Origin of the sequence: Streptomyces sp. NBC_00237 (assembly GCF_026342435.1) — a bacterium.
GTDB lineage: Bacteria > Actinomycetota > Actinomycetes > Streptomycetales > Streptomycetaceae > Streptomyces.
Map to the genome: position 1 here is coordinate 975,753 of NZ_JAPEMT010000003.1, position 23,319 is coordinate 999,071.

Here is a 23,319-nt window from a genome sequence, read left to right on the forward strand (position 1 = left end):
AGCTGAACACCTAGTGGCGACTAAGTAATACTTAGTGAAGACTAAGTCTCTTTCCTGGGAGCGGCACCGGTCCGGCCGTAGCGTGCTTGCATGCACACGACCGGTACGCACCGCACGAGCCGCACCCGCCAGGCGGGCCCCCCTGCCTCAACGACCTCTCCTCCCGACCGGGTTGACGGACTCGTCGCCCGGATGACCGTGCCGGAGAAGGCCGGAGCGCTGCTCGCCGCGCGGGTGACGATGAACCCCGACGGCACGCTGTGGGAAGGCGCCGATTCGCAATCCCCGTTCGGCTTCACCCCGACCACCGAACTGCTGCTGGAGCGCCACGTCGGGCACCTGGGGCTGATGAGCATCCCGAGCGTCCCGGCGCTGGCCCGCTGGGGCGAGGAGATCCGGGCGACCACCGCTCGCTCCCGGCTCGGCATACCGGTCACGGTCGGAGCCGACCCGACGCACGGCCGCGTCCGCAACGCCCATGTCGGGCAGAGCGGAGCCGGGTTCAGCATGCTGACCGAGCCGATCGGCCTCGCGGCCACCTGGGACGCCGCTCTGGTCGAGGAGACCGCCCGGATGATGGCCCGCGAGCTGCGCGCGGCCGGTGTCCACATCGCGGTGCACCCCATGGCCGACCTGGCCACCGAACCGCGGTGGGCGCGGGTGGCGGGGACCTTCGGAGAGGACCCCGAGCACACGTCCACGATGATCCGCGCGTTCGTCCGCGGGCTCCAGAGCGGCGGTGCCCACGAACGAGTGCTGGCGACAGCGAAGCACTTCCCCGGCGGCGGGCCCCAACAGAACGGCGAGGACGCCCACTTCGAGCGCGGAGCGCACACCGTGTATCCGGGCAACCGCTTCGACGACCACCTACGGCCGTTCGCCGCCGCGATCGACGAAGGCGTCGCCATGATCATGCCCGGCTACGCCGCCCCCCTCGGCCCCGCCCCTGACCTTGACCTCGAAGAAGTGGGTTTCGCCTTCCAGCGCGGACTGATCACCGACCTGTTGCGTCACCGGCTCGGCTTCGACGGGGTCGTCGTCACCGACTTCAACATCGTCACCGGAATGCGCCTGCCGCGCCTGGGTCTCGAACTGCCCGTCCGGGCCTGGGGGTTGCTGGAACTGCCCCCGGTCGAACGCGTCGCCCGGCTCTTCGACGCCGGTGTCGACCAGTTCGGCGGGGAGGACGACCCGGCGCTCATCCTGGAGGCCCTCGACCGAGGTCTCGTCACGGAGGAGCGCCTCGACACCTCCGTGCGACGCGTCCTGCGGGACAAGGAGCGCCTCGGCCTGCTGGACGACCCGTCAGCCGGTGCTGTCTCGCCCGCCGCCGTCCACCTGCAGGTCGCCACCCGCGAGAGCCTGACGCTCGCCCGCCGGGTGCAGGCCGCGTCCGTGGTGGCCCTCACCGGGCACCCCACCCGCCTCGGCCGGGACGTACGCGTCTACGCGGAAGGAGTCGACCCGCACGTCCTCGCCGCCTACGCGGTACCGGTCGACAACGTCGAGGAGGCCGACCTGGCCGTTCTGCGCCTGGCCGCCCCCTACGACGCCCACCCCGCGGGCTCACTCGAAGCGGCGTTCCACTCCGGAAGCCTGGAGTTCCCGGCGGAGACCGTCCGGCACGTGCAGGCCGTCGCGGCGGCCGTCCCCACCGTCGTCGACGTCTTCCTGGAACGCGCGGCAGTGCTGACGCCCTTCGGCGCCCTTCCAGGAGTCACCCTGATCGGGACCTTCGGAGTCGATGACGAAGTCCTGCTGGACGCCGTCGGCGGCCGGACCGCCGTCGCCGGACGGCTCCCCTTCGACCTGCCCCGCTCGGACGCGGCGGTCGCCGCCGCACGTGAGGACACCCCGTTCGACACCCTCGACCCGGTCTTCCGCTTCGGCCACGGCCTGCGCTGGCCCGCGCGGAACAGGGCGACGACGTAACCCCGCACCGCTGCCAGGACCGGGGGGCTCAGGACTTCTCGACCGGTGCCTGTACGTCGTCGTAGACCCGGGCGGCGGTCAGCAGCCCGTCGGGGCCGCGTCCGCAGACGCCGGTCCCGGCCTGGGGCGGCAGCTCCGACGTGCCCCAGCGCACGCAGTTGTACTCCACGGCGCAACGGGTGCCGCCGTGGGTGACGGTGCGGTGCTGGAGACCGATGCCGCCTCCGGCACTGAAGAACATGGTGAAGAAGGCGGGTAGTTCGTCGGTGCAGCGATGGGTGTACTGGGGCCCGCCGGGCTCGCGGAAGGAGCCGTCGTGGCTGAGGCTGCGCACGATCGGCTCGGTGTCTTGGGCGTCCAGCGCGGTCTGGTAGCGGCCGACGACGTCGCCGGGGTGGACGTCGCCCGCCACGAGCGCCGGGGGTCCGACCTGGTGGTGGCCGGCCAGCGGCCACCACCCGCCGTGCTGGCGATCACCCGGGTGGTGCTGTGGCGCTCGCGCAGCCACGCGCCGCTGCGCTCCACGAAGGTCCGCAGCGTGCGGCGCCCGCGCACCTCGCCTGCGCGGGGGTCGTGCACCACCACGCTGCCGGGACGGGCGGGGTCGATGTCATGGGTGTCGCGGTTGTCCAGGGCGCGGACGAAGTGGGCCACGGGGTCGGCCGAGGCCGCGGCGCGTACCTGCTGGCGCGCGGCTGCGGGTGCGCTGCTGACTTCCGGGAACCATGGCATGCCGGTGTTCCTGTCGTTGCGCGTGAGGGGCGGGCGGCGGACGTTTCGGCTCTAGGCTCGCTGTGGGCCTTCCGCACTCGTGCGCGGCTGGCCGGGGCACCCCCTGCCACTCAACACTGATCACCCACCCGAGGAGTCGTACGTGGATCGGCCGTCCATGGAGTCCGTGCCGGGGCAACCCGAGCAGCAGGCCCTGTTCGGGTGGTCGGAGACGACGGCCCCCGAGCCGGACGCCGCCCCGGCCTTCGCTGACAGCCCGCAGGCCCGTCGGCTGCTCGACGTACGTGAGGTGTACGCCGAACCGGCTGCCCTCGACTCGCCGCGCGGTCGGCAGATCATGGAAAGGCTGCCGGGTGTCCGCGTGACCGAAGTGCCGAGCCACTGGCGCATCCCCTCCCTCCACGGCAACGACGGCAACATCGCGCGCTGGGTCCGGGTCAAGACCGAGACCCTCGTCCTTGGCGTGAAACGCACCCTCGAAACACGCCCCAACGGCAGATCCGCAGACTGGATCGCACCTGGCCCCTCCAACGGCTGCGCCATGGCCTGCGCCTACTGCTACGTCCCCCGCCGCAAGGGATACGCCAACCCCATCACCCTCTTCACCAACATCGAGGCCACCGTCGCCCACATCCGCCGTCACGTTCGCGCCCAGGGCCCCAAGACGGAGCCCAACCAGTGCGACCCGCGGGCCTGGGTGTACGACATCGGCGAAAACGGTGACTGCTCCGTCGACGCCCTGATCTGCGACAACACGGCGGACCTGATCGCGGCGTTCCGCACCCTGCCCACCGCGAAGGCTTCCTTCGCGACCAAGTTCGTCAACCCCGACCTGCTCACCCTCGACCCGCAGGGGCGCACGCGGGTGCGCTTCTCGCTCATGCCACCGGACGACGCCCGGCTGCTGGACCTCCGTACCAGCCCGATCGCCGAACGGATCGCCGCCGCACCCGACTTCCTCGACGCAGGGTACGAAGTCCACTTCAACCTCTCACCCGTCGTCCTGCGGCAGGGCTGGCAGCGGGACTGGGCCGACCTGCTCGTGCACCTCGACGACGTGCTTCCCGTACGCGTGAAACAGCAGGCGGCGGCCGAGATCATCATGCTGACCCACAACCAGCAGCTCCACGAGGTCAACCTCGGCTGGCACCCCCGGGCCGAGGAACTCCTGTGGCAACCGGCAGCCCAGGAGACCAAACGCTCCCAGAACGGAGCACTCAACGTCCGCTACTCCGCAGAGGTCAAGCGCCAGGCACTCGTCCGGCTCCAGCAACTCCTCACCACGCACGCACCGTGGCTGCGCGTCAGATACGCCTTCTGATTCCCGGTCCCCGGCCCGAAACCGGCCTGCGCGCCGTGGGGGCAGGGCAGTGAGCAATGCGTCAACGAGTGTTCCGAACCGCGGCGCGGGTCCGCCCGTTGTCACGATGGCGCGGCGTTGAGGAGTCCGGCGAACGGCTCGACGCCGTTCCCGTACGGGCGTGCTCGGCGGAGGACGCGCGTCCGCGCCCGGCGGGACCTCCTGCCGGGCGCAGACGTGTTCGTCAGGGGCAGACGGCGAGGAGTACCGAGACGACGGTGCAGGTGGCACTCGCGGTGTCGTTGGCCGCGTTGGGGTCGGAGGGCGCCGAAGCGGTCCGGGTGCCGGTCACCTTCACCGTGCCCAGCGCCAGCAGGTGGAGGGGGACGCGGAAGGTCTTGCTGACGCTGGCCCCCTGCACGATGCTGCTGAAGGAGCAGGTCACGGCTCCGGAACCCGTGGTGCATCCGGAGGACAGGTTCGTCGCGCCCGCGCCCGGAGGCAGAACCGCCTTCAGGGTGGCGGAAGTGACCGCGTTCGGGCCGGTGTTCTGCGCGGTGAGTGTGTACGTGAGGTACGGGACCAGGATGCTCAGCTGCGGCTTCGCGGTGAGGTTCACGTCGATGTCGGCGGCAGCAGGTGCTGCCGGGGCCGGGGTGATCGCGACGCTGGCCGGGCTGCTGCCGACGGGCACGGTCGTGCTCACGGTGCTGGTCGCCGTGTCGATCACCGAGGTGGTGTCGCTGCCCAGGTTGGCGACGTAGGCGCGGGTCCCGTCGGGGGTCGCCGCGACGCTGATCGGGAAGTCCCCGACAGGGACGGTTGCCGTGACGGTGTTGGTCGCGGTGCTGATGACCGAGGTGGTGTCGCTGCCCGCGTTGGTCACGTAGGCGCGGGTGCCGTCGGGGGAGACCGCCACGCCGTAGGGCCCCGTGCCGACGGGAACGGTGGTGGTGACGGCGTTGGCGGCGGTGTCGATGACGGTGGCCACGCCGTCGTTCTGCGAGGAGACGTACAGACGGGCGCCGTTGGGGGTCACCGCGATCGCCTTCGGCCTGTCGGCGGGGACGGTCGCGGTCACCGTGTTGGTGGCGGTGTCGATCACCGACACCGAGTTGCCGTTGGTGTTGGCGACGTACGCCCTGCTGTGGTCGGGGGCCAGCGCGATGCCGGTCGGCTGACCACCGACCGGGATGGTCGCGGTGACGCTGTTGGTCGCGGAGTCCAGGACCGTCACCGTGTCAGCCGCGTAGTTCGTGACGTAGACCCGGGTCGGGGAGGCCACGACCCCGGTCGGCCTCGCCCCGGCGGGAACCGTGGCGGTCACCGTGTCGGTGGCGGTGTCGATCACCGACACCGACGCGGAGTTGTCGTTGGTGACGTAGACCTTGCTGCCGTCGGGAGTCACCGCGGCCCCGGCCGGGGCCGACCCGACGGAGACGGTCGCGGTGACGGTGTTGGTCGCGGTGTCGATCACCGACACGGTGTCCGAGCCGTAGTTGGCGACGTACGCGACCGGGGCGGCGGCGCGTGCCTGCCCGGCCGCGGCAGCCGGTGCCGCGCCCGTCGCGGAAAGCCCCGTCACGCAGAGGGCGCTGCTTGCCAGCAGCGCGGTCAGCCGTCGCCGCGGCCGACGGTGCGGAGAGAAGTGCCGGGCGGATCTGGTGCCAGAAGACATGATGATCTTCCCCTTCCTGATGTCCGCGCCCGCAGGCACGGACCAGACGCCTCGCGGACCGCCCGCGAGGAGGGCTGCGCAGTGGCGGACCGCGCCGTAACCGGAAGAGGAGGAACAGGTGTCGACCGTGGGGTCCGCAGCCCGTTCACCTCTGTCGAGGACGGGCCCGGCCCGCAGATCTCACGAGGCCGACGCGGGGAAGTACGCGCGTCAACGCGCCCAGCATGACACCGACTTGTAGCGCAGGGGCATCGAACAGTCACATTGCGGAACCCGTCGGCCGTCCGGTCCGTGGACCCTCGTCTGAAGGGCGAACAGCCGTGCGTACATTCCGCCGTGCTCGACCAGCGAGCCGGTGCGCAGCTACTCGATGGTCCGGCCCCCCCGCTCGGCACGACGATCCGGTCCGCCGTGCGTACCGCGCCCAGCCGGTGGGAGATCAGCAGGCTGGTGCGTCCCTGCTGCGTCGTTGGCCAAGGCAGAGAGCCGTTGAGGCATAGGGGCGTCCGCAAGACTCTGGGGGGGGCAGTGGTCCGTGGCAGGTTTCGGTCGCGGAGCACTGCGAAGAGGACGTCGGTCCGGCCTCGGGCGAGGCAGAGCAGTGCCTGGGTGGGGTGCTTGCCCCGGGCGATCCTTCTGTCGTGGTCGGCCCGGGACGCTGGGATGCCGGGTGGCGGGACGAGGGTCGCCCGGATGTTCCCGGTGGACTCCTGGCGCAGTCCTTCGGAGATCGCGCGGACGGCGAATGGGGTGGCGCAGTAGACGGCGGCGGTGGGAGAGACCTCGTGGGCGCCGACGGAGGCGATGTTCACGAAGTGCCCGCAGCCTTGACGTTGGCCTGGGGTGACGTTCCGGTCGTCGCGGGAGACGGTGGGCAAAGCGGGTTGCTGGTCGGCGGGTTCGAGGATCGCGACGTCCAGGCGCGTGCGGCAGACGACGGCTCCGGACCGCGCAGAGCCCGGGGCCGTCGAGTACGCGTGTCTCAGCTAAACGTGTCTCAGCGCGTGTGTGTCGTTCAACTCACGCAGTACTGCTGTTCCTTGCCGATCGACCGGTACATGCAGTCCGAGTTCTCCAGCAGCTGCAGCACCGCGTCGCGGTTCCTCGACGTCTCCCGTTCGATGACCTCGTCGGGCGGGTAGAAGCCGCCGCTGCCCGCGGACTTCGGGTACATCTCGAAGGTGTAGCTGAAGATCTTCTGGTTGCCCCACAGCCAGTCGTCGATCGTGCCGTCCGTGATGTAGAGGTCACTTGACTGCTCGGGCGTGTAGCCGTTACTCGCGGCCATCTTCCCTCCGACGGCGGCGTGCGCGTCGCGGTCGTCCTTGGTCAGGCCGGGGGCCGTGTCGTTGTACGTGTAGCCGTACGGCCACAGCACCAGTTCGCTGTACGTGTGGAAGTCGATCGCGGCCTTGATCTGCTGCTTTCCGCCGACGACGCGGCTGCGCACGAAGTTGGCGACGACCTTCACCTCGGGCGCCGACTCGGCGGCCGTACCCCGGTAGGTCTCGGAGCCGGGGGTGCCCGAAGAGCCGCCACAGCAGCCCCACTTGTAGCCCCAGTTGCGGTTCAGGTCGGTGCCGGTGCGGCCGCCCGAGTTGGGCTGCCGGTTCAACCGCCAACTGCGGTAGGAGCCGGTCGCGATGTCGTACTCGCCGCCGTCCGGGTTCATGTCGGGGACGATCCAGATCTCGCGGGAGTCCACCATCTTCTTGACGCGCGCGTCGGAGCCGTAGCCCGCGCCGAGTTCGCGCAGGAGGTACAACGCCATCTCGACCGTCAGATGTTCGCGGGCGTGCTGGTGGTGGGTGAAGAGGACCTCCGGCTCGGCCTCGTCGGTGCCGACGTTGTCGCTGATCTTGATGGCGACGATGTCCCTGCCGGAGTACGACTTGCCGATGACCTTCTTCGTCATCAGGCTCGGGTACGCCGCGATGCGCTGGTCGATCTCCGCGTTCATCTCGGCGTAGTTGTGGTACTTCGCGTCGGCGGGCGGGAAGTCCTTGGGCTCGATCGCGTGGCCGTCCGTACGCTTCGGGGGTCCTGCCAGGGCCTTGAGCCTGTAGCCCAACTTCCGCAGTTTCGCGGCTTCCTGGCGGTCGGCCGAGACGACCACCGCGCGGGCGTCGACCTCGTCGATGGCGACGCCGGTGCGGGCGAGCGCGGTGCGGGCCGCGCGGTCGTCGCGGAGCGGGATCTCGTACTGGCGTATCTCGTCGCTGTCCGTGGTGGTCGCCTTCCGGGGGGCCTGGTCGGCCGGGCCTGGTGAGGCGTTGGCGGTGATGGGTGCCGCCACGGCGAGCGCGAGAAGTGCCGCAAGCGCGGCGGATCTTCTGCCGCGTATCCGAAGTCGCATGAAGTCTCCTCGGGGGTGGGGGTGGGCTTGATGCGGCGCGTGCGGTGCTGGCCCATCATCGAAGGCGTGACATGCCCCGGTCAATGCAGTGTTTGGCCAAACCCCGTCGGGAGTAGGCGAGTTGCGGCCTACTGATGGCATTTTCGGGGTTCGCCGGATGATTTTGCCGGGCGTTCGTGAACTGTCCTCCTGAGTGGAGGAGTTCCGTTCGGTGCGGGGCGGGACCGTCAGCCCGGCCGCTTGCCCCGACATCTCCAGGACGGACCCCCGTGACCGTATCGCCCGCTCGCCGACGTGCTCTTTCCCGTCTCCTCGTCGCCGTACCGCTCCTCGCCGCCGGCGCGCTGACCGGCGTGCCCGCGGCGCACGGGGCCGGGGCGGGCGACGTCAGCGTCAACGAGGTCGTGACCACCGGTGACGTCCACGACTCGATCGAGCTGTACAACAAGGGCACGGCCGCGGTCGACGTCTCGGGCTGGATCCTCAAGGACGACGACAAGAACCACTCCTACAAGATCGCTTCGGGGACCACGCTGGCTCCGCGCGCTTTCCGGGCGTTCGACGTCAGCGGCACGTTCGGTCTCGGTTCCAAGGACGAGGCCCGTCTCTACCTCGCCGACGGCAAGACCCTGGTCGACAGCTTCGTCTGGAGCGACCACTCCGACGCCTCGTGGTCCCGCTGCGCGGACGGCGCCGGCGCCTTCAAGCAGGTGACCACCGTGACCCTCGGCAGCGCCAACAGCTGTGGCACCGGCGGCGGTGGATCGACGACGCCCGTGGCGTGGCCCGGTAGCGGCAGCGTGACCAACGCGGACGGCTCCAACGTGTTCGGGCAGGACCTCAGCGGCCTCTACCAGGAGGGCAAGGTGCTCTGGGGTGCGCAGAACAGCGGGAAGCTGTGGCGCCTGGTCCGTGACGGGTCGGGCGGCTGGAAGCCCGACACCGCCGGCGGCTGGTCCTCCGGCAAGACCGTGCGCTTCCCCGGCGGCTCCGGCAGCCCCGACAGCGAGGGCGTCACCCTGACCGGTGCGGGCTTGGCCGGCGGGGCGTTCGTCGCCAGCGAGCGCAACGGCGACGCCTCCGGCACCAGTCGTCTGTCGGTGCTGAAGTACGACGTCAGCGGCTCGGGCTCCTCGCTGACCGCGACCAAGGAATGGAACCTCACCTCCGACATCCCCTCGACCGGCTCCAACCGCGGACTCGAAGGCATCACCTGGATCCCCGACACCGCGCTGACCGGCGCCGGCTTCAAGGACGCCTCGACGGGCACCGCCTACGACCCGGGCCGCTACACCGCCCACAGCGGCGGCGTCTTCTTCGTCGGCGTCGAGGGCACCGGCATGATCTACGGCTACGTCTTGGCCGACACCGGCACCTACACTCGCGTGGCCTCGTTCTCCAGCGGCATGCCCGGTGTGATGGAGCTTCAGTGGGAGCCGCAGGCGTCCCGCCTGTGGGCGGTGTGCGACGACACCTGTGACGGCCAGCACCGCACTCTGAAGGTCGGCACCAGCGGCGTCTTCGCCACCACTGCCGTCTACAACCGGCCCGGCGGCATGCCGAACTACAACAACGAGGGCTTCTCCCTCGCAGGCGAGTGCGTGGCCGGATCCAAGCCCGTCTACTGGTCCGACGACTCGAACGACGGCGGCCACGCCCTGCGCAGGGGCACCATCACCTGCTGACCCTGGTGCCGTGCAGGGCGTTCACCGACAGCTTCGGCCCGAGCGGGAGCGGCGAGCCGGTGGCCGGACCGGGCAGCTCGGCCGCATCGAGGAGGCGTACGAGATGGACGGCGCGGGAGATCGCGCCGACCACGGTGCGGCTGGACCCGGAGTGCCCGGACGGGGCGTGCACCGTCGCTGCCGTCCGCGCTCCGTCCTTGGACGAACTGACCCGCGCGCACAGGGGTTGTCCGAGGTGGCTGACCGGCTGAGCCGCCACGGCAAGGTCGTCCCCGTGCGTGTGGGGGGTGAACGTTCCCCTTGTGGATCAGGATTTACCTGCAGCGGTCGTCCCCGCCGATTGCTGGAGCCGATGAGGTGTCCGGTGCTCCGTCGTCTCTGTTCCGGCAGGCAAGTTCCGTCTTTGTGCGCGGGGCGCGCGGATGAGGAACTCGGCTTGCACGATGGGAAGCACTGGCTGTGATGCCCCTTCTGCGCGGGTCTTCCATGCGGGTCTTCCATGCGGGTCCGGACGAGGGTTACCTCCAGAGTTTCGATCCGCTTCTCAAGTTCGACGATGCGTTCGAGAGCCCGGTCGCGGTCGACGACCAGCAGGGTCAGGCGGGCGTCGACCTGGGCCCGGTCGTATCCGCGCCGGACTACCTCGAAGCCGAACGGGGGCCTTCGTCTCTTCCCTGACTGTCGCGGAGTTCAGTCAGGATGGTCAGTTCGCGCTGGTACTCGCCGACCATCAGCTGGGCCCTTGCCAGCATGTCATCGCCTTGACGCCGTGCGGTCTCGAGTATCTCCCTGGCGCGTCGTTCGGCGTCAGCGTGCAAAGCGTCGGCTTCGGTCCGCGCCGCCAGAGTGGGACCCGCGCCCGCTCGGGCGACGGGTGCGCGTTCCGTGATGGCGAACTACTCGGCCAGCATCCTCAACGCCCGGTTGACTTCTCTTGCCGTGCCAGGACGTTGTCCCGGTGACTTGGCCAGGGGTTCGGCTATGAGGCCGTCGAGACCGCCCTCGAAGAGTGGAACGATGCCTGGAACGACACCGCCCCACCCGTTCAAGTGGACCAAGACCGTCGACCAGATCATCGACCGCAGCTGCCGCTACTGCGAAAGGATCTCCGGACCGGCTCACCAGAGCGTTCGCGTCGACGGGCCGGGCGTGGCTCCGCGGCTGCGCCCGGCCCGTTCGCGCCAGTTACCTAGGGAATTAGAGGTTGGTCCACTTGTGCGAAGCGATGTTGTCGTTCAGCTGCTGGCCGGAACCGCTGCCCGTGTTGGGGTCGAAGGTCCACTGGGTGAGGTTGGCCAGGCCCACCCCGTTGTGCACGCCTCGCCGGGCCCCGGTGTAGTTGGGTCCGTAGTAGACCCAGACGTCGTCCAGGCTGCCCGGATACCCGGTGTTGCTCAGGGAGGAGACCTTGTTGCGGCACGTGCCCCAGTTCGCCGAGTTCCCCGCCCACGCGGCGCACTCGCCGACGTAGTTGTAGTCGAGGTAGACGTGGAGTTTGCCGTCGGCCGCCGCCCCGCGCGACGCCGGGACGGAGGGTGCTTCGGAGGCATGGGCTGCCACAGGCAGGGTGGTGAGTGCGAGGGCAGCGCCGGTCACGGCAAGGGCGGTACGTAGTCGATTCATCGTCGTGCCTTTCATCGTGGGGTTCACGAATGGATCGGTTTGCTGTTCTGCTGGGTTGTGCGGTGTCGCGCGGGCACGGGGCCCGCGCTCATTCCCCGGCTGCGGCACCGTCCACGACGGAGCGGGCGCGGGGAAGCGCGGTGAGCTGAAGTCGCCGTTGCGCGTCGGCCTCGGGTTCACGCCCCTGGCGCAGACGGGCGGCGTGCTCGCGGTCCAGCTCTGCTGCGGTGGCGGCCAGTCCCGAACTGCGGGCGCAGCGGGCCTCGGCGAGTGCCATGGCCACTTCGCGGGCCTTCGGCAGGGGCTGCAGCGTTTCGACAGCCGCTCGTAGTCGGGCGGGGTCGGCGTACGAGTGTCCCGCCTTGCGCATGCAGGCGGACCAGACTCGGGCGGCCTGGGCGTACCCGGGATCGGCGAGGACACGTTGCCGGCGCAGTTCGGCCAGTGATTCAGCCATCGAGGCGGCTTGGAACCAGCGGCCGAGGTCGCCGTAGAGCGTGCGGTCGGCCTCGGCCTGGCAACCTTGGCTGCTGCGGGTGAGGATCGCGCCGTCGGCCGTACGCGCGGTCAGCCCGGTGGGCTCGGGGCCGTTGGCGGCCCGCAGGGCGTCGGATTTCCGTTCTGGCGACAGGGCCCGGAAGTAGATCTGGTTCGGGTCCTGGCGGCGGATCCGGTCCCGCTGCCGGTCGATGTCCGACCCCAGCCCGTGCCTGGCCGCCCAGGCCGGATCGTCTATGCCGTACGGGAAGTCTCGGGCTTCCGGGACTGGTTCCCGCGGGACCGGCAGGTAGACGAAGCCGCGGGCCCGCATGCAGTCGCGCAGCAGGATCTGCTTCGCGCGGTGGAGCAGGTCCAGCTCCTGGGCAGCCGCCGCGCGTGGCGTGGCGGCGGGAGCGGGGACCGCAGCAGGTGGAACTTTCGCGGGCTCAGCCGACTGGCAGGCGGCTAGGCCCAGGCCCGCGACGGTCACGCTCAGCAGGACCGAGGCGACCGGCCAGGTCCGTGCACCGTTCCGCTTGGGCATGCGATCGGCTCCTCTTCGGCAGGGGGGCGGGGTCGTACTCCCGACAGGCCGGACCCGTCACCCGGGGCAGCCGCCACCCTGTCTAGCCCGACGGCGTTGTTCGGCGTCGGACGTCCCCTGCCGTACAAACAACACCGGACAACTGGCTCCGGCGCAGGGGAGGCGTGGCGGGTTCCCAGAGCGGCTGCGCATGCCGCAACACCCTGGTCGAGGGCCGAACGATGAGGGCCGGGGGCCGAGCACGACGAACGCCGATGATGCTGCGAGGCGCTGTCGGCCCCGTCGGACCGACGGGCCGCTTTCCTGTCCGAACCAGTCCGCGCAGCCTCGGCGATGGGCTGAGCCCGCCTGTGCCCGCACGGCACGGCGCGGCCGGAGGGTTCTCCGGGAGCGGGGAAGTCTCGCAAATTCCTTAGCCCGAACACTGTGCGCTTTCCACCAGCGGCGCGGTACAACGCCACCGCGTCGTTCCTGAACTCCTCCGGATACGGAGACCTACGTCCCACCAGGACACCCTTCCTCGGATCTACAAGATCCATTGCAGAGTGTCCACACCGCCGGGGGCACCTCACACGGTCATGAACCCCTGCGGCGGCACACCCGGATTCCCAGGAACCCCCGGCGATGTCGGCCCCCATCTCGGCGGCGTGGTCTGCGTCATGCGGCCGGTGTGATCAAGGGGGAGGCAAAACGCTCACGCCACCGCCAGCTCCGACTCCGCTCCCAGGCCGCATGCTCCCGGAACTGCACTCAAATCCCCCAGCGAGCCCTCCTCGTCCTCGCCAACACCGAAGTCCAGAGGTGGCCGATGATCTCCCCGCAACGATCACGCTCCTGGCCGGTGCGAGCCCGTCACTCCCGGCCCACACCAGCCCTGTGACCTGCGGAATCAGGATGGAACGATCTCGCTGCGTTTCGAGTACGGGAAGCAGGACCAGGACACCTACTTCGACGGGTGGTTCGACACCGGAGCCCTGTGGCGCGAAGTCTTCGGTCCGCTGGAGGCCGGAGGGAACGGACGTGTGCTGCCGGATCTCTGGGACCCCGCCACCGACCGCGCGACGCGCAGCCCGTACGTACGACTCCCGCCCGACGGCGTGCTGTTGATGCACGGGCCGCTGCTGTTCGGCCGGTGGTTCCCGTTCGACCTGACGGTGCGTGTACGGCTGTCGCCGGGAGCGCTGGAGCGGCGTACCGCCGAGGACGAACGGTGGACGCTCCCGGCATTCGTACGGTACGAGGAGGAGTCCGCTCCCTCGGAAGCCGCCAATGTCGTCGTACGGGCGGACGACGCGCGGTATCCGGCCTGGACCGGGCTCCCCGGGACTGACCCCGCGTTCGGTGCCTTGGGGCGCCGCGTACTCAGACCAGACGGCGTATCTCGCCCCGCACCCGGTAGAAACCGCCCTGCGAACCGTGCAGCCCGTCCACCACGTAGCGGGCGCCCGCCTCCCGGATGGCACGCGGGAACTGCACGTTCCACGAAGGTTGGTAGCCCTCGGAGACGACGTGCACCCGCAGTCGGCCGCCCGGGCCCTGCACGCACTCCACCACCACGCCGCCCGTGCTCCCGGCACCGGACAGCGAGGTCACGCTCACCGTGGGCACCGCTGCGGCGACCGTCGCCGGCGTATAGGTGGGCAGAGCCGCCGACTGCTTGACGTCCAGGGCCGTCGGCACCGTTCCGCCCTGGGCCGCGGTGATCGCCGACTCGCTCGCGTCCACGCAGACCAGGGAGCCGTCCGTGGTCACCAGGTACAGCTTCTGCGCGTGGTACTGCATGGACAGCGCCGCGCCGCCGCCCGTGCCCAGCTTCCACAGCCGGGTCCCGTCGGCGGCGAAGCAGTACACGGAACTGGCCAGGTCGCCCGCGAAGACGTACTCGCCGCCCGACGAGGTCGCGCACGAGTAGACCGCCGCGTCGCACGAGTACGTCGCCTCCGACCGGCCGGTGGCCTTCGACAGGCGCTCCACGACGTGCCGTGCGGTGCCCGCGTACACGGCGTCGTCCTCCTGCCAGCCGAAGAGCACGTTGCCTGCGGTCCTGTGGTGCCACAACTCGCCCTGGCCGTCTGCCGCGTACGCGGTCACGCCCTGCGAGTGGCCGTGGTAAACCGCGTCGGCGTCGGCCCGCACCATCCAGGCGTTGCTCCCCCGGGAGCGCCGTGACCACTGGAACTCGTCCTCGTGGTCGATCACGGTCAGGCCGCCGTCCCGGTCCGCGACGTTGAGCACGCCCTCGTGGATGTCCAGCCAGAAGATGTCGACGTCGTCCGCGATCTCGTAGGCGGCGAAGGGCAGTTTGGACGACAGGTCGTACACCTTGCCGTCGTCGCACCCCGCGTAGATCCAGAAGTCGTCCGCGACCAGGCACTTCACCCCGTCCGGCAACTGGTACCTGGCGAGCACCTCGCCGTCGTGAGCCAGCGTGTAGACATCGCCGCTCTGGTTGCCGACCCAGCAGTGGTCCTCGTCGACGTGGATGCCGAAAGCCGAAGCGCCCGTGCGGAACCGCCACAGCACCGGAGCGGTCGCCCGTGCGGTCGAGGGGACGGACGTCACCTGGCGGCGCGTCACCGCCCGTGCGGCGCGCTGCCCCCGCACGGCGGGCGCGTACCCCTTGCGGACCTTCTCGCCCACCTTCTTCGCCGCCGCGGCCTTCGCCTTCGCGACCGACGGGAAGGTCGAACTCTGCCGCTGTCCATCCGCGCCGATCCGCCCGTACCGCACGTCCACGGTCGTCCCCGAGACCGTCACCTCGTAGAACTTGTGGGCGCCGCCGTCCTCCTGGGACAGCTCCAGATAGGTCATCTCCCCGACACCGGCAACAGACATGGCACAGCCCTCCCCAATGACCGGCCTCCAGCAGCCGATCTCCACTGATCCCAAGGTAGGGGGCACCACTGACAACCGGTGCAAGGAGCGCTGCACCGCAGGTCAGGTGCGGGGCACCCGTACCGCGGGCGGCGGTCGAGCTGCCCGCACCCGACCGGACGTACGCGGACTCACACCGGGCGAACGCCGCTCAGCGCGCCGGACGCACTTGCGGCTCGCACCCTGGTCGAATTCGGCGTAACCGCGCGGGGCTTCGTTCAGCGGGATCACCGTCGCGTTGACCGCCATCGCGATCTGGACGCACTCGTGCAGGATCGCCATCGACAGGGCCCGGTGGTACCGCATGACCGGGCACTGGCCGGAGGTGATGCTGTGGCTCTTCGCCCAGCCCAGCCCCAGGCGCACCTAGAGCGTGCCGGTGCGGGCGCCCTGGCCGACGCCGCCCGGGTCATCGGTGACGTACAGGCCGGGGATGCCGAGCGCACCGTCGGCGCGGGTGAGCGTCATCAGGGAGTTGAGGACGGTGGCCGGGGCCTCCTCGGCGGCCGGGCGGCCGTGCGCGCGGGTTTCGAAGCCGACCGTGTCGACCGCCGCGTCCAAACCTCGCGCCGCAGCAACTCGCCCAGCCAGTCCGCAGAGATTCCCACCCCACGCTCGTCCCGCAGCCAACCATGCAGAGCCGGAACCGTCCACGTGATCCGGGCCTGAGCGGAGCCGTCCAGAAGCCTGCCCAGCGCGGCGCGGTTCTCCGCTCCCAGCGGCCTCGCTGGCCTGCCCGGCCGCAGGCCATCCGGCAGCCCAGCGACCTCACCCTCCTCGAAACGGTGGACAGCGGCTCGGACCGTGACCGGATGGCGCTCCAGCACGCCCGCGACCTCAGCAACGGACCGGCCCTGATCGAGGAGACGAAGGCACTCGGCGCGCTGCCGCGTGTACTGGGTCAGATCGCGGCGGGCCGACAGCATGCGCAGGCCACGGCGTTACTCGTCGGCCAGCACGACTCGGAGGATGTTCGGCATGGCATACCTCCCCAGCACGCCTAACCAACGCGACCAACTTCACCAGCTTCGCTTAGCCGCTTGGTCCACCTGCTGATGCCCCGACATCCCGCCGATGCCCCAGCGCCGTAGCCAGCGAACGCACGGCTACGGCGCACCGCCCGCCCCCAGAGGAGGTACGCCTGAATCTGTTGGCGCTGATGCGACGGGAGGCTGCCATCCCAAAGTACCGATGAAGAAGGCCCAGATGACGCACGACGAGGCACTCAAGCAGCTCAGCCACCTCGCGCGCGAGAGGGCATTCGGAAGGCATGTCGGATCCGACCGCCTCATCCAGGCCGGACTGGATGCCCTGATCGCCGGCTTCGAGAGCCCTTCACTCGCCCTGCTGGCGGGACTCCTCCGCAGCGAGGAACCCGAAGCACCCGAGCTCTTCGACCAGGTGTTGGAGGAGCTGGGGCTGGCCTTTCACCCGCCGGCCGACCCGCGAGCCGCGAAGTAGGCGATGGCCTACTGGATCGCCAGCCAGATCGCGGACGGGTCTCTCCACCCGGCCACCGGAACACACCTCATCTGGGCGGACATCGCCTACGACCTCGGTTACCCCGAGGACCTGCAACATCTCGTCTCCTGCGCGATCAATCTGGACGACTGGGAAGAGAGCTGGGGCGTCTCGCGTGAAGAGCTCAACCGGGAAGCAGTCGAGGCAGCCAACCAGTTCCTGAGTAGACGACGCCGACACGACGACGAGCACTGACCCGCAGGTCACGCCAAACCGAGCAGGGTGTAGCTCTCTCGCAGTGAGTGGGCATGGTTGCGGGTAGCGGCCTCGTCCGGGTGGGGGGAGACTGTGTGATCATGTCCGCATGACGGCTGGTCGGATCATCTTCCTCAACGGAACTTCCAGTTCGGGGAAGTCGAGCATTGCCCGGGAGCTGCTCGACATCCTGGACGATGGCGTCTTCTTCCACCTGGCCGTCGACAGCTTCAACGCGATGCGCACCAAGCGGGACCTCTCACCGGAGGAACTCGACACCGCGCTGCGCCGGACAAGGATGGGCTTCCATCGCTCGATCGCGGTCATGGCCGAGGTGGGCAACGATGTCATCGTCGATCATGTACTCAGTGAGCCGTGGCGGCTTGTCGACTGCCTGAGCGTGCTGCCTCCGGAGGATGTGCTGTTCGTCGGCGTCCGCTGCTCGCTGGACGAACTGGTCCGCAGGGAAGCGGCGCGTGGTGATCGCCCTTCGGGTCTTGCGGCGCTGCAGTACGACCTGGTCCATGAGCATGGTGATTACGACGTCGAATGCGACACCAGCACAACAGACCCGCGTGAATGTGCCGAGCTGATCAAGAAATTCCTCCCACACAGGCCAACACCCACCGCCTTCAGCCGTCTTCGCGCACGGTTTCTCTGAGGATTGTTCAGGCTGTCAGGCGGTAACCAGCCTGGTCGGGACGGGGATAGAGACGGGCATGCTCCTCTTGCACGTGATAGTGCCAGTAGGCGGTGAAGTCGCCGTTGCTGATGATCGCGCGGAGCTGGAGGAGGGCCTCGGCGCCGGGGACGCTCCATCGACTGCCGGTGATCGCGAGGCGGTCGGCGACCAGATGCCTGGCCGCTCCCTCGATCGCGCCGCTGCCGATCGGCCAGCCCCGGGCGAGGGCCTGGTCGTAGTGGAGGAAGTCGCAGTTGTTCCGCAGGTAGCGGATCGCTTTGTCGACGGCGGTGCGCTGTTCACTGGTCAGTTGGTGGTCGGCCTCGGTGCTCAGGGCGGTGACCGTGTCGTGGGTAGCACCGTTCAGCAGACGGACGGCGTGGACGGCAACCCAGTCCTCGCCGTCCGGGTCGGTGGGGCGGAAGAAGCAGCGGGCGGCGGCCCAGAGTTTCTCCAGAACGTGCACGATGTCCAGGACGATGTGGATCTTTATGCCGCGGCGGGCGGCTTCGGCCTGGATGAGGTCGAGTTGGTGACGTGCGCCGTCGACCAGGACGACCCAGTCGCGGCGGTGCCCGGGGTCGCGAGCGGCGGCTTGGTCGAAAGCCTGGGCGATGACCTGCTCGGGGTCGTGCTCGACGGAGCCGGTCAGCCACTTGTGGGTGCCCCGGGGGCCGGGCCGGGGTCGGCGGCGGCCGGTGCGGCCGCCGGGCGGGGCGATCACGTCGTGCGGGCGACGGACGGCCGGGTCGGTGTCGTAGACGCAGGCGAGGGTCGCCATCCGTTTCCGGTTCGTCTTCTCCCCGGCGGACAGGCGGGTGCGGAAGACGTGCTGGGCGCGTCGGGCGGCGCGGGCGGTGTGTTCTCGCGCAGGTGCTCGGGCCTCATCGCGATGCCCTTGCCGTCGACGGACAGGACCAGCAGCGTCGAGGCACTTGCCGGGACAGGCGTGCGGGCGGCGTAGAAGGCGGCGATATCGGTGGCGGCGGCCTTGACCAGGTGTTCGAGCTGGCGCTTCCCGACCACTTTGCCGCTGGCGCGTCCGACCGCGTCCAGGGCGGTGTCGTAGGAGCCGCGGACCGCTTCGAGTACCGCGAGGCGGCGCAGTCCGAGGCTGTGTCGCTCACGTGGCAGCGGGAGCACGGCGTCGGCCGGATGGAGGTTGGGCAGTCCCGCAGCGCGCAGGGCACACCGCGTCACGGTCACCGTCCCGACCACCGTCGCCAACTTGCGTCGGTGGCACGGTTCCAGGCGGGTCCGTCCACCACCGACCCGCGCCCGGCCCGGAGCGTCCAGCGCTGACAACACGGTCTCCTCGCGCCGTGCGCGAAGGTCGAGGTGGCCTTGCAGGAGGAGACGGGCCAGCTCCCGGCCGCCGACCGCCGCCCGCTCCTCCACTTCCTGGTGGGCGTGCTGCGCAGGGCATGACGGTTGAAGACAGGTGGCCGAGTAGCTGGCTCAGGTGGTGAGCAGTTTGGCGATCTCATGGGTGAGCTCCGGCCCGAGCGAGCCCCAGCCATCCTTGTAGCCGTACACACTCCCCAGGGTGCGGGCGTCGTAGTCGCCGTTCAGGATGTCTATGTCGGTGGGGGTGATGAGCGACGGGTGGGGGACACCGAGGGCGCCCGAGACCCTCAGCAACTCACTGCGCAGGGTGCGCAGGTACGTCGCGGCCCGGATGCCCTTCGAGGGCGCGTCGATGCCGCGCGCCAGCCACGGGCTCTGGGTGGTGATGCCGGTGGGGCACTTGTCGGTGTGGCACTTCTGGGCCTGGATGCAGCCGATGGACAGCATCGCCTCACGGCCCACGTTGATCATGTCGACGCCGAGGGCGAACGCGACGACGGCGTTCTCGGGCAGGCCGAGCTTGCCGGAGCCGATGAAGGTGATGTCGTCGGTCAGGCCCCGCTCGGCGAACACGCCGTAGACGCGGGAGAAGCCCACGCGGAACGGCAGGGACACCGAGTCGGCGAACATCAGGGGAGCCGCCCCAGTGCCGCCCTCGCCACCGTCGACGGTCACGAAGTCGACCCCTCGCTCACCCCGCTCCATCAGCGTGGCGAGTTCCTCCCAGAAGTCCATCTCCCCGACGGCGCTTTTGATCCCGACCGGCAATCCGGTCTCCGTGGCCAACAGTTCCACGAAGTCGAGCATCGAGTCCACGTCGTGGAACGCGGTGTGCCGCGACGGCGAAGCGCAGTCCTTGCCTGCGGGAATGTCGCGGATCCCGGCAATCTCGTCGGTCACCTTCGCGCCCGGCAGCATGCCGCCGAGCCCCGGCTTCGCGCCCTGCGAGAGCTTGATCTCGATCGCCTTGACGGGCGCACCCGCGACCATGGACTTGAGCTTGTCGAGGTTGAACGTCCCGTCCTCGTTGCGGCAGCCGAAGTACGCCGTACCGATCTGGAGGACAAGGTCCCCGCCTTTGAGGTGGTAGGGCGACAGGCCGCCCTCGCCGGTGTTCTGCATCGTCCCGGCCAGCGCCGCGCCCTTGTTGAGCGCCGTGACGGCCGCGCCGGACAGCGAGCCGAAGCTCATCGCCGAGATGTTGATGACGCTCGCCGGGCGGAATGCCTTCGCGCGGCCGCGCGGTCCGCCGAGCACCTTGGCCGAGGGCAACGCCGCCTGCGGGTCGCTCAGATCGGGCAGCGCACCGGCGAACGTACGCTGCTTCACGTATGCATGACCCTGCACGTGCTCGACGTCGTTGTCGGTGCCGAACCCGAAGTAGTTGTTCTCCCCCTTCGCCGACGCGTAGATCCAGCTGCGCTGGTCACGGCTGAAGGGACGCTCCTCGTCGTTGGAGGTCACGATGTACTGGCGTAGTTCGGGGCCGATCGTCTCCAGCACGTACCTGGCGTGTCCCACCAGGGGGAAGTTCCTCAGCAGCGCGTGCTTCTTCTGCACGAGGTCGCGGGCGGCCACCAGCGCCAACCCCGTGGCGGCTGCCGCACCTATGCTCCGAGCACGCATCACAGACGTTCCTCTCCTCGACTGGCCGAACCTCACGGTGGCCGTCTACCCCGCGCCGCGGTGATACCACGCGATGCCGGAGACCCGAGGGCACCGCCCCCGCGGGAGGGCCGCCGCGCGGCCCGTACGGGGTCGGGCCGCGCCGTGGGCGGGTCAGAGTGCCGAGTCGAGGTGACCGAGGTGCTCGATGAGGTTCATGTTCTCGGCGTAGTCCACGGGGCAGTTGATGATCGACACGCCCGGGTCCGCCAGTGCCTCACGGAGCGTCGGCAGCAGGTCCCCGGCGGACTCGATGTGGTAGCCCTTCGCGCCGAAGCTGCGGGCGTACTGGACGATGTCCGGGTTGCCGAAGTCGGTGTTGGAGTTTTCCCCGACCTCCAGGTCCATCTTCCACTTGATGAGCCCGTAACCGTTGTCCTCCCAGATCAGCACGGTCAGCGGAATGTTCTCGCGGACCGCCGTCTCGATCTCCTGGGAGTGCATGAGGAACGAGCCGTCGCCGACCGCCGCCAGCACCTTCGTCTGCGGCCTGGCGAGCTGAACCGCGAGCGCGCCGGGCAGCGAGAAGCCCATGGTGGACAAGCCGTTGGAGATGAGGCAGGTGTTCGGCGCGTACGTCGGGTAGAGCCGGGCCATCCACATCTTCAGCGCGCCGGTGTCGACCAGCACGATGTCGTCGCGACCGAGCACGGCGCGGGTGTCGGCGATGACGCGCTGCGGGGCGAGCGGGTAGCGCTCGTCCGCGGCGCCCTGCTCGAGTTCCTTGGCAAGCAGCGCGCGGGTGGCCGTGGTGTCCTCGTCGTCGATGGTCCAGCGCAGGCCGTCGAGTTCGGTGGCGAGGGCGTCGAGGGAGGCGGAGATGTCGCCGATGATGCCGACGTCGACCGAGTAGCTGTCGTCCACCTCCGCCGGGACGCGGTGGATGTGGACGATCTTCTTGTCACCGTCCGGGTTGATCCGGGACGGGTCGAACTCCTGCAGCTCGTAGCCGACGGCGATGACGACGTCGGCCTCCTCGAACCCGAAGTTGGTGTAGTCGCGCCGCATGAAGCCGAACGTGCCGGTCGCGCACGGGTGGTCGTCGGGCAGGACGCCCTTGCCGTGGAAGGTGGTCGCCGTCGACACGTCGAGTGCGGTGGCGAACGCCGTCAGCGACTCCTGGGCGCCGCCGCGCGCCGCGCCGTGTCCGGCGAGGATCACCGGTCGGCGGGCCTCCCGCAGAAGCTCCGCCGCTCGCTTGATCTGCTTCGGGGACGGCGCCTCGGGCTGCACGACGTTCCTGCGCAGCGGGCGCAGTTCCGAGCCGTCCGTCGCCTCGTCGACGTCCTCGGGCACGGCGAGGTAGACGGCGCCGGGCCGCTCGGACTCCGCGGTCTTGAACGCGCGCCGCACCATCTCGGGGATGGCCCGGGTGGCCGGGACCTCCGCCGACCACTTCGTGATCGGGGCGAACATGCTCACCAGGTCCACGAACTGGTGGGACTCCTTGTAGTTGCGCTCCTTGCCGACCTGCGCGGTGATCGCGACGACGGGCGTGCTGTTCGTCATGGCATCGGCGACGCCCAGCATCAGGTTGATCGCGCCGGGCCCCAGAGTCGCGGACATCACACCCGCCGAGCCGGTGAGTCGGCCGTACATCTCCGCCATGAAAGACGCGGCCTGCTCGTGCCGGGTGAGGATGTAGCGGATCTTCTCCGAGCGGGCGAGGGCGTTGGTGAAACGGATGTTCTCCTCGCCGGGTACGCCGAACACCACCTCGACGCCCTCGTTCTCCAGGCAGCGAACCAGGAGTTCGGCCGCTCCGTCGGGGGTCTGCTTCCGGTGCTCGGCGTCGCTCACGCTGATCGTGTCCTCTCCTGAGTTTTGGGCGCGCCGATGGGCGGGCCGGTCAGCCGTCTACCCCGGTCGGCCGTCCGGACGCCTGCTGGGGCGACGTTCCGCCGAAGTCCTCGGCGCCCGCCATGTGCTGATTGCGGTGCCGTCGTTGGATCTGATCGGCCACACCTGGGCAAAGCCCGACGGCAGCCGTTCAGACCGTCGGTACAGCTCCACAGCCGCACGCACGGCGTTGACAAGAACGTGCGACCACGTGACACCGGCCTGGGGCGGCGGAAGTGAACATCTTGAGCCCTCCCCCCACCTCCACAAGATCGCAAAAGCAAAGACACGACTCCCTGGAGGCGTTCTGTCACAGCGGGGACAGGCCGCGCGTTCTCAGCGAGGCCGCACGCGTCCTCAAGCCCGGCGGAGCCCTCGCCTTCGCCGACATCATGGCCGACGAGGACGCGCCCGCCGACGCGCTGCACCCGGTCGTCTCGCGTCTCGGCCTGGACGCGCTGGCCACCTCCTCCTTCTACGTCGACCGGCTGACCGGACTGGGTCTGGCCCCCGTCGAATTCGACGACCACAGCAGCCAACTCACCCACCACTACGTCAGGCTGAGCGCCGACACCCGCGCCAAGGAGGCCGAGCTGCGCGCCACCCCCGCCTACGTCGACGGCCTGCTCGCCAACCTCCCGCTCTGGGTCGAGGCCGCCCGCGCCGGACGGCTGCACTGGGGCACCTTCAGCGCCCGGCGTACCGCCGCATAGTGCAGACAGCGGCTCGGGGCGTCCCGAAGTGAGGGACGGCGTCCCGTGGTTCGGGAGCCGGGGGCCGATCGACTTCGTGCCGGTAGGGGGAACCCGCGCCGGTGGCGGCACCTCTTGACCGGTGACCGTAGCCGTGTTCATGACGTACGGCGC

At 69.7% G+C, this 23,319-nt stretch carries 19 protein-coding genes and 4 pseudogenes; 8 read left to right on the plus strand and 15 right to left on the minus strand.

The window, feature by feature from the left end:
• Positions 1–90 precede the first annotated feature (90 nt).
• Positions 91–1,932 (plus strand): glycoside hydrolase family 3 protein, encoded by a 1,842-nt coding sequence (locus OG897_RS31035; protein WP_266661966.1) that lies wholly within the window; start codon positions 91–93, stop codon positions 1,930–1,932.
• Between the two features lie 28 nt (positions 1,933–1,960).
• Here OG897_RS31035 and OG897_RS31040 read toward each other — a convergent pair whose 3' ends face one another.
• On the minus strand, positions 1,961–2,440 hold the full coding sequence (locus OG897_RS31040) for a nuclear transport factor 2 family protein (protein ID WP_266661968.1): 480 nt from the start codon (positions 2,438–2,440) through the stop codon (positions 1,961–1,963).
• A 366-nt stretch (positions 2,441–2,806) separates the two neighbouring features.
• Here OG897_RS31040 and OG897_RS31045 point away from each other — a divergent pair, with 366 nt between their 5' ends.
• Positions 2,807–3,985: a spore photoproduct lyase family protein gene (locus OG897_RS31045; protein WP_266661970.1), complete on the plus strand. Its 1,179-nt coding sequence runs from the start codon at positions 2,807–2,809 to the stop codon at positions 3,983–3,985.
• A gap of 223 nt (positions 3,986–4,208) precedes the next feature.
• Here the strand turns inward: OG897_RS31045 and OG897_RS31050 are convergent, their stop codons facing one another.
• The 3 genes and pseudogenes from OG897_RS31050 to OG897_RS31060 form a co-directional block, all read right to left on the minus strand.
• Positions 4,209–5,642, minus strand: coding sequence for a hypothetical protein (locus OG897_RS31050; protein WP_266661972.1), 1,434 nt, complete (start codon positions 5,640–5,642; stop codon positions 4,209–4,211).
• Between the two features lie 662 nt (positions 5,643–6,304).
• Positions 6,305–6,472, minus strand: a pseudogene (locus tag OG897_RS31055) (SDR family NAD(P)-dependent oxidoreductase); the annotation flags it as partial.
• 185 nt (positions 6,473–6,657) lie between these two features.
• Positions 6,658–7,998, minus strand: coding sequence for a M14 family metallopeptidase (locus OG897_RS31060; RefSeq protein ID WP_266661974.1), 1,341 nt, complete (start codon positions 7,996–7,998; stop codon positions 6,658–6,660).
• Positions 7,999–8,267: 269 nt separating this feature from the next.
• On the opposite strand from OG897_RS31060, the gene OG897_RS31065 reads away from it, so the two are divergent.
• Entirely contained in the window at positions 8,268–9,683 is a 1,416-nt protein-coding gene (locus OG897_RS31065) for a lamin tail domain-containing protein (RefSeq protein ID WP_266661976.1), read from the plus strand.
• Here OG897_RS31065 and OG897_RS40875 read toward each other — a convergent pair.
• From OG897_RS40875 to OG897_RS31085, 4 genes and pseudogenes are all read right to left on the minus strand, one after another.
• Positions 9,673–9,942 (minus strand): hypothetical protein, encoded by a 270-nt coding sequence (locus tag OG897_RS40875; protein WP_323188121.1) that lies wholly within the window; start codon positions 9,940–9,942, stop codon positions 9,673–9,675. The genes OG897_RS31065 and OG897_RS40875 overlap by 11 nt on opposite strands.
• 260 nt (positions 9,943–10,202) lie before the next feature.
• Positions 10,203–10,340 (minus strand): annotated as a pseudogene (locus OG897_RS31075) (cellulose-binding protein); the annotation flags it as partial.
• Between the two features lie 540 nt (positions 10,341–10,880).
• Positions 10,881–11,279, minus strand: coding sequence for a hypothetical protein (locus tag OG897_RS31080; protein WP_266661978.1), 399 nt, complete (start codon positions 11,277–11,279; stop codon positions 10,881–10,883).
• Between the two features lie 115 nt (positions 11,280–11,394).
• The gene (locus OG897_RS31085; protein ID WP_266661980.1) at positions 11,395–12,330 is read right to left on the minus strand and encodes a hypothetical protein; all 936 of its coding nucleotides are present in this window, start codon (positions 12,328–12,330) and stop codon (positions 11,395–11,397) included.
• A gap of 905 nt (positions 12,331–13,235) precedes the next feature.
• Here OG897_RS31085 and OG897_RS31090 point away from each other — a divergent pair.
• A pseudogene (locus tag OG897_RS31090) lies at positions 13,236–13,658 on the plus strand (uridine kinase); the annotation flags it as partial.
• Positions 13,659–13,692: 34 nt separating this feature from the next.
• Here OG897_RS31090 and OG897_RS31095 read toward each other — a convergent pair.
• From OG897_RS31095 to OG897_RS41085, 4 genes are all read right to left on the minus strand, one after another.
• Positions 13,693–15,165 (minus strand): WGR domain-containing protein, encoded by a 1,473-nt coding sequence (locus tag OG897_RS31095; protein WP_266661985.1) that lies wholly within the window; start codon positions 15,163–15,165, stop codon positions 13,693–13,695.
• A gap of 102 nt (positions 15,166–15,267) precedes the next feature.
• A complete protein-coding gene (locus OG897_RS31100; protein WP_266662009.1) occupies positions 15,268–15,570 on the minus strand; it encodes a hypothetical protein in 303 nt (100 codons plus the stop codon).
• Positions 15,571–15,765 carry a hypothetical protein gene (locus OG897_RS31105; protein WP_266662010.1) on the minus strand — a complete coding sequence of 65 codons (195 nt, stop codon included), beginning with the start codon at positions 15,763–15,765 and terminating at the stop codon, positions 15,571–15,573.
• Positions 15,672–16,130, minus strand: coding sequence for a helix-turn-helix domain-containing protein (locus tag OG897_RS41085; protein WP_353963763.1), 459 nt, complete (start codon positions 16,128–16,130; stop codon positions 15,672–15,674). Before OG897_RS41085 ends, OG897_RS31105 begins: the two co-directional genes overlap by 94 nt.
• A gap of 280 nt (positions 16,131–16,410) precedes the next feature.
• Between OG897_RS41085 and OG897_RS31115 the strand changes: the two genes are divergently transcribed.
• The 3 genes from OG897_RS31115 to OG897_RS31125 all read left to right on the plus strand — a co-directional run bounded on the left by OG897_RS31115 (position 16,411) and on the right by OG897_RS31125 (position 17,581).
• Positions 16,411–16,665: a hypothetical protein gene (locus OG897_RS31115; RefSeq protein WP_266662012.1), complete on the plus strand. Its 255-nt coding sequence runs from the start codon at positions 16,411–16,413 to the stop codon at positions 16,663–16,665.
• A gap of 3 nt (positions 16,666–16,668) precedes the next feature.
• Positions 16,669–16,920 carry a hypothetical protein gene (locus OG897_RS31120; protein WP_266662014.1) on the plus strand — a complete coding sequence of 84 codons (252 nt, stop codon included), beginning with the start codon at positions 16,669–16,671 and terminating at the stop codon, positions 16,918–16,920.
• Positions 16,921–17,029: 109 nt separating this feature from the next.
• Complete coding sequence (locus OG897_RS31125) at positions 17,030–17,581, plus strand: chloramphenicol phosphotransferase CPT family protein (protein WP_266662016.1); 552 nt, start codon at positions 17,030–17,032, stop codon at positions 17,579–17,581.
• 7 nt (positions 17,582–17,588) lie between these two features.
• Here OG897_RS31125 and OG897_RS31130 read toward each other — a convergent pair.
• From OG897_RS31130 to OG897_RS31140, 3 genes and pseudogenes are all read right to left on the minus strand, one after another.
• Positions 17,589–18,473 (minus strand): annotated as a pseudogene (locus OG897_RS31130) (ISKra4 family transposase); the annotation flags it as partial.
• Positions 18,474–19,060: 587 nt separating this feature from the next.
• Complete coding sequence (locus tag OG897_RS31135; RefSeq protein WP_266662018.1) at positions 19,061–20,575, minus strand: FMN-binding glutamate synthase family protein; 1,515 nt, start codon at positions 20,573–20,575, stop codon at positions 19,061–19,063.
• A 153-nt stretch (positions 20,576–20,728) separates the two neighbouring features.
• Positions 20,729–22,414 carry an acetolactate synthase large subunit gene (locus tag OG897_RS31140; protein ID WP_266662020.1) on the minus strand — a complete coding sequence of 562 codons (1,686 nt, stop codon included), beginning with the start codon at positions 22,412–22,414 and terminating at the stop codon, positions 20,729–20,731.
• 284 nt (positions 22,415–22,698) lie between these two features.
• Here OG897_RS31140 and OG897_RS31145 point away from each other — a divergent pair, with 284 nt between their 5' ends.
• A complete protein-coding gene (locus tag OG897_RS31145; protein ID WP_266662022.1) occupies positions 22,699–23,166 on the plus strand; it encodes a methyltransferase domain-containing protein in 468 nt (155 codons plus the stop codon).
• Positions 23,167–23,319: the final 153 nt, after the last annotated feature.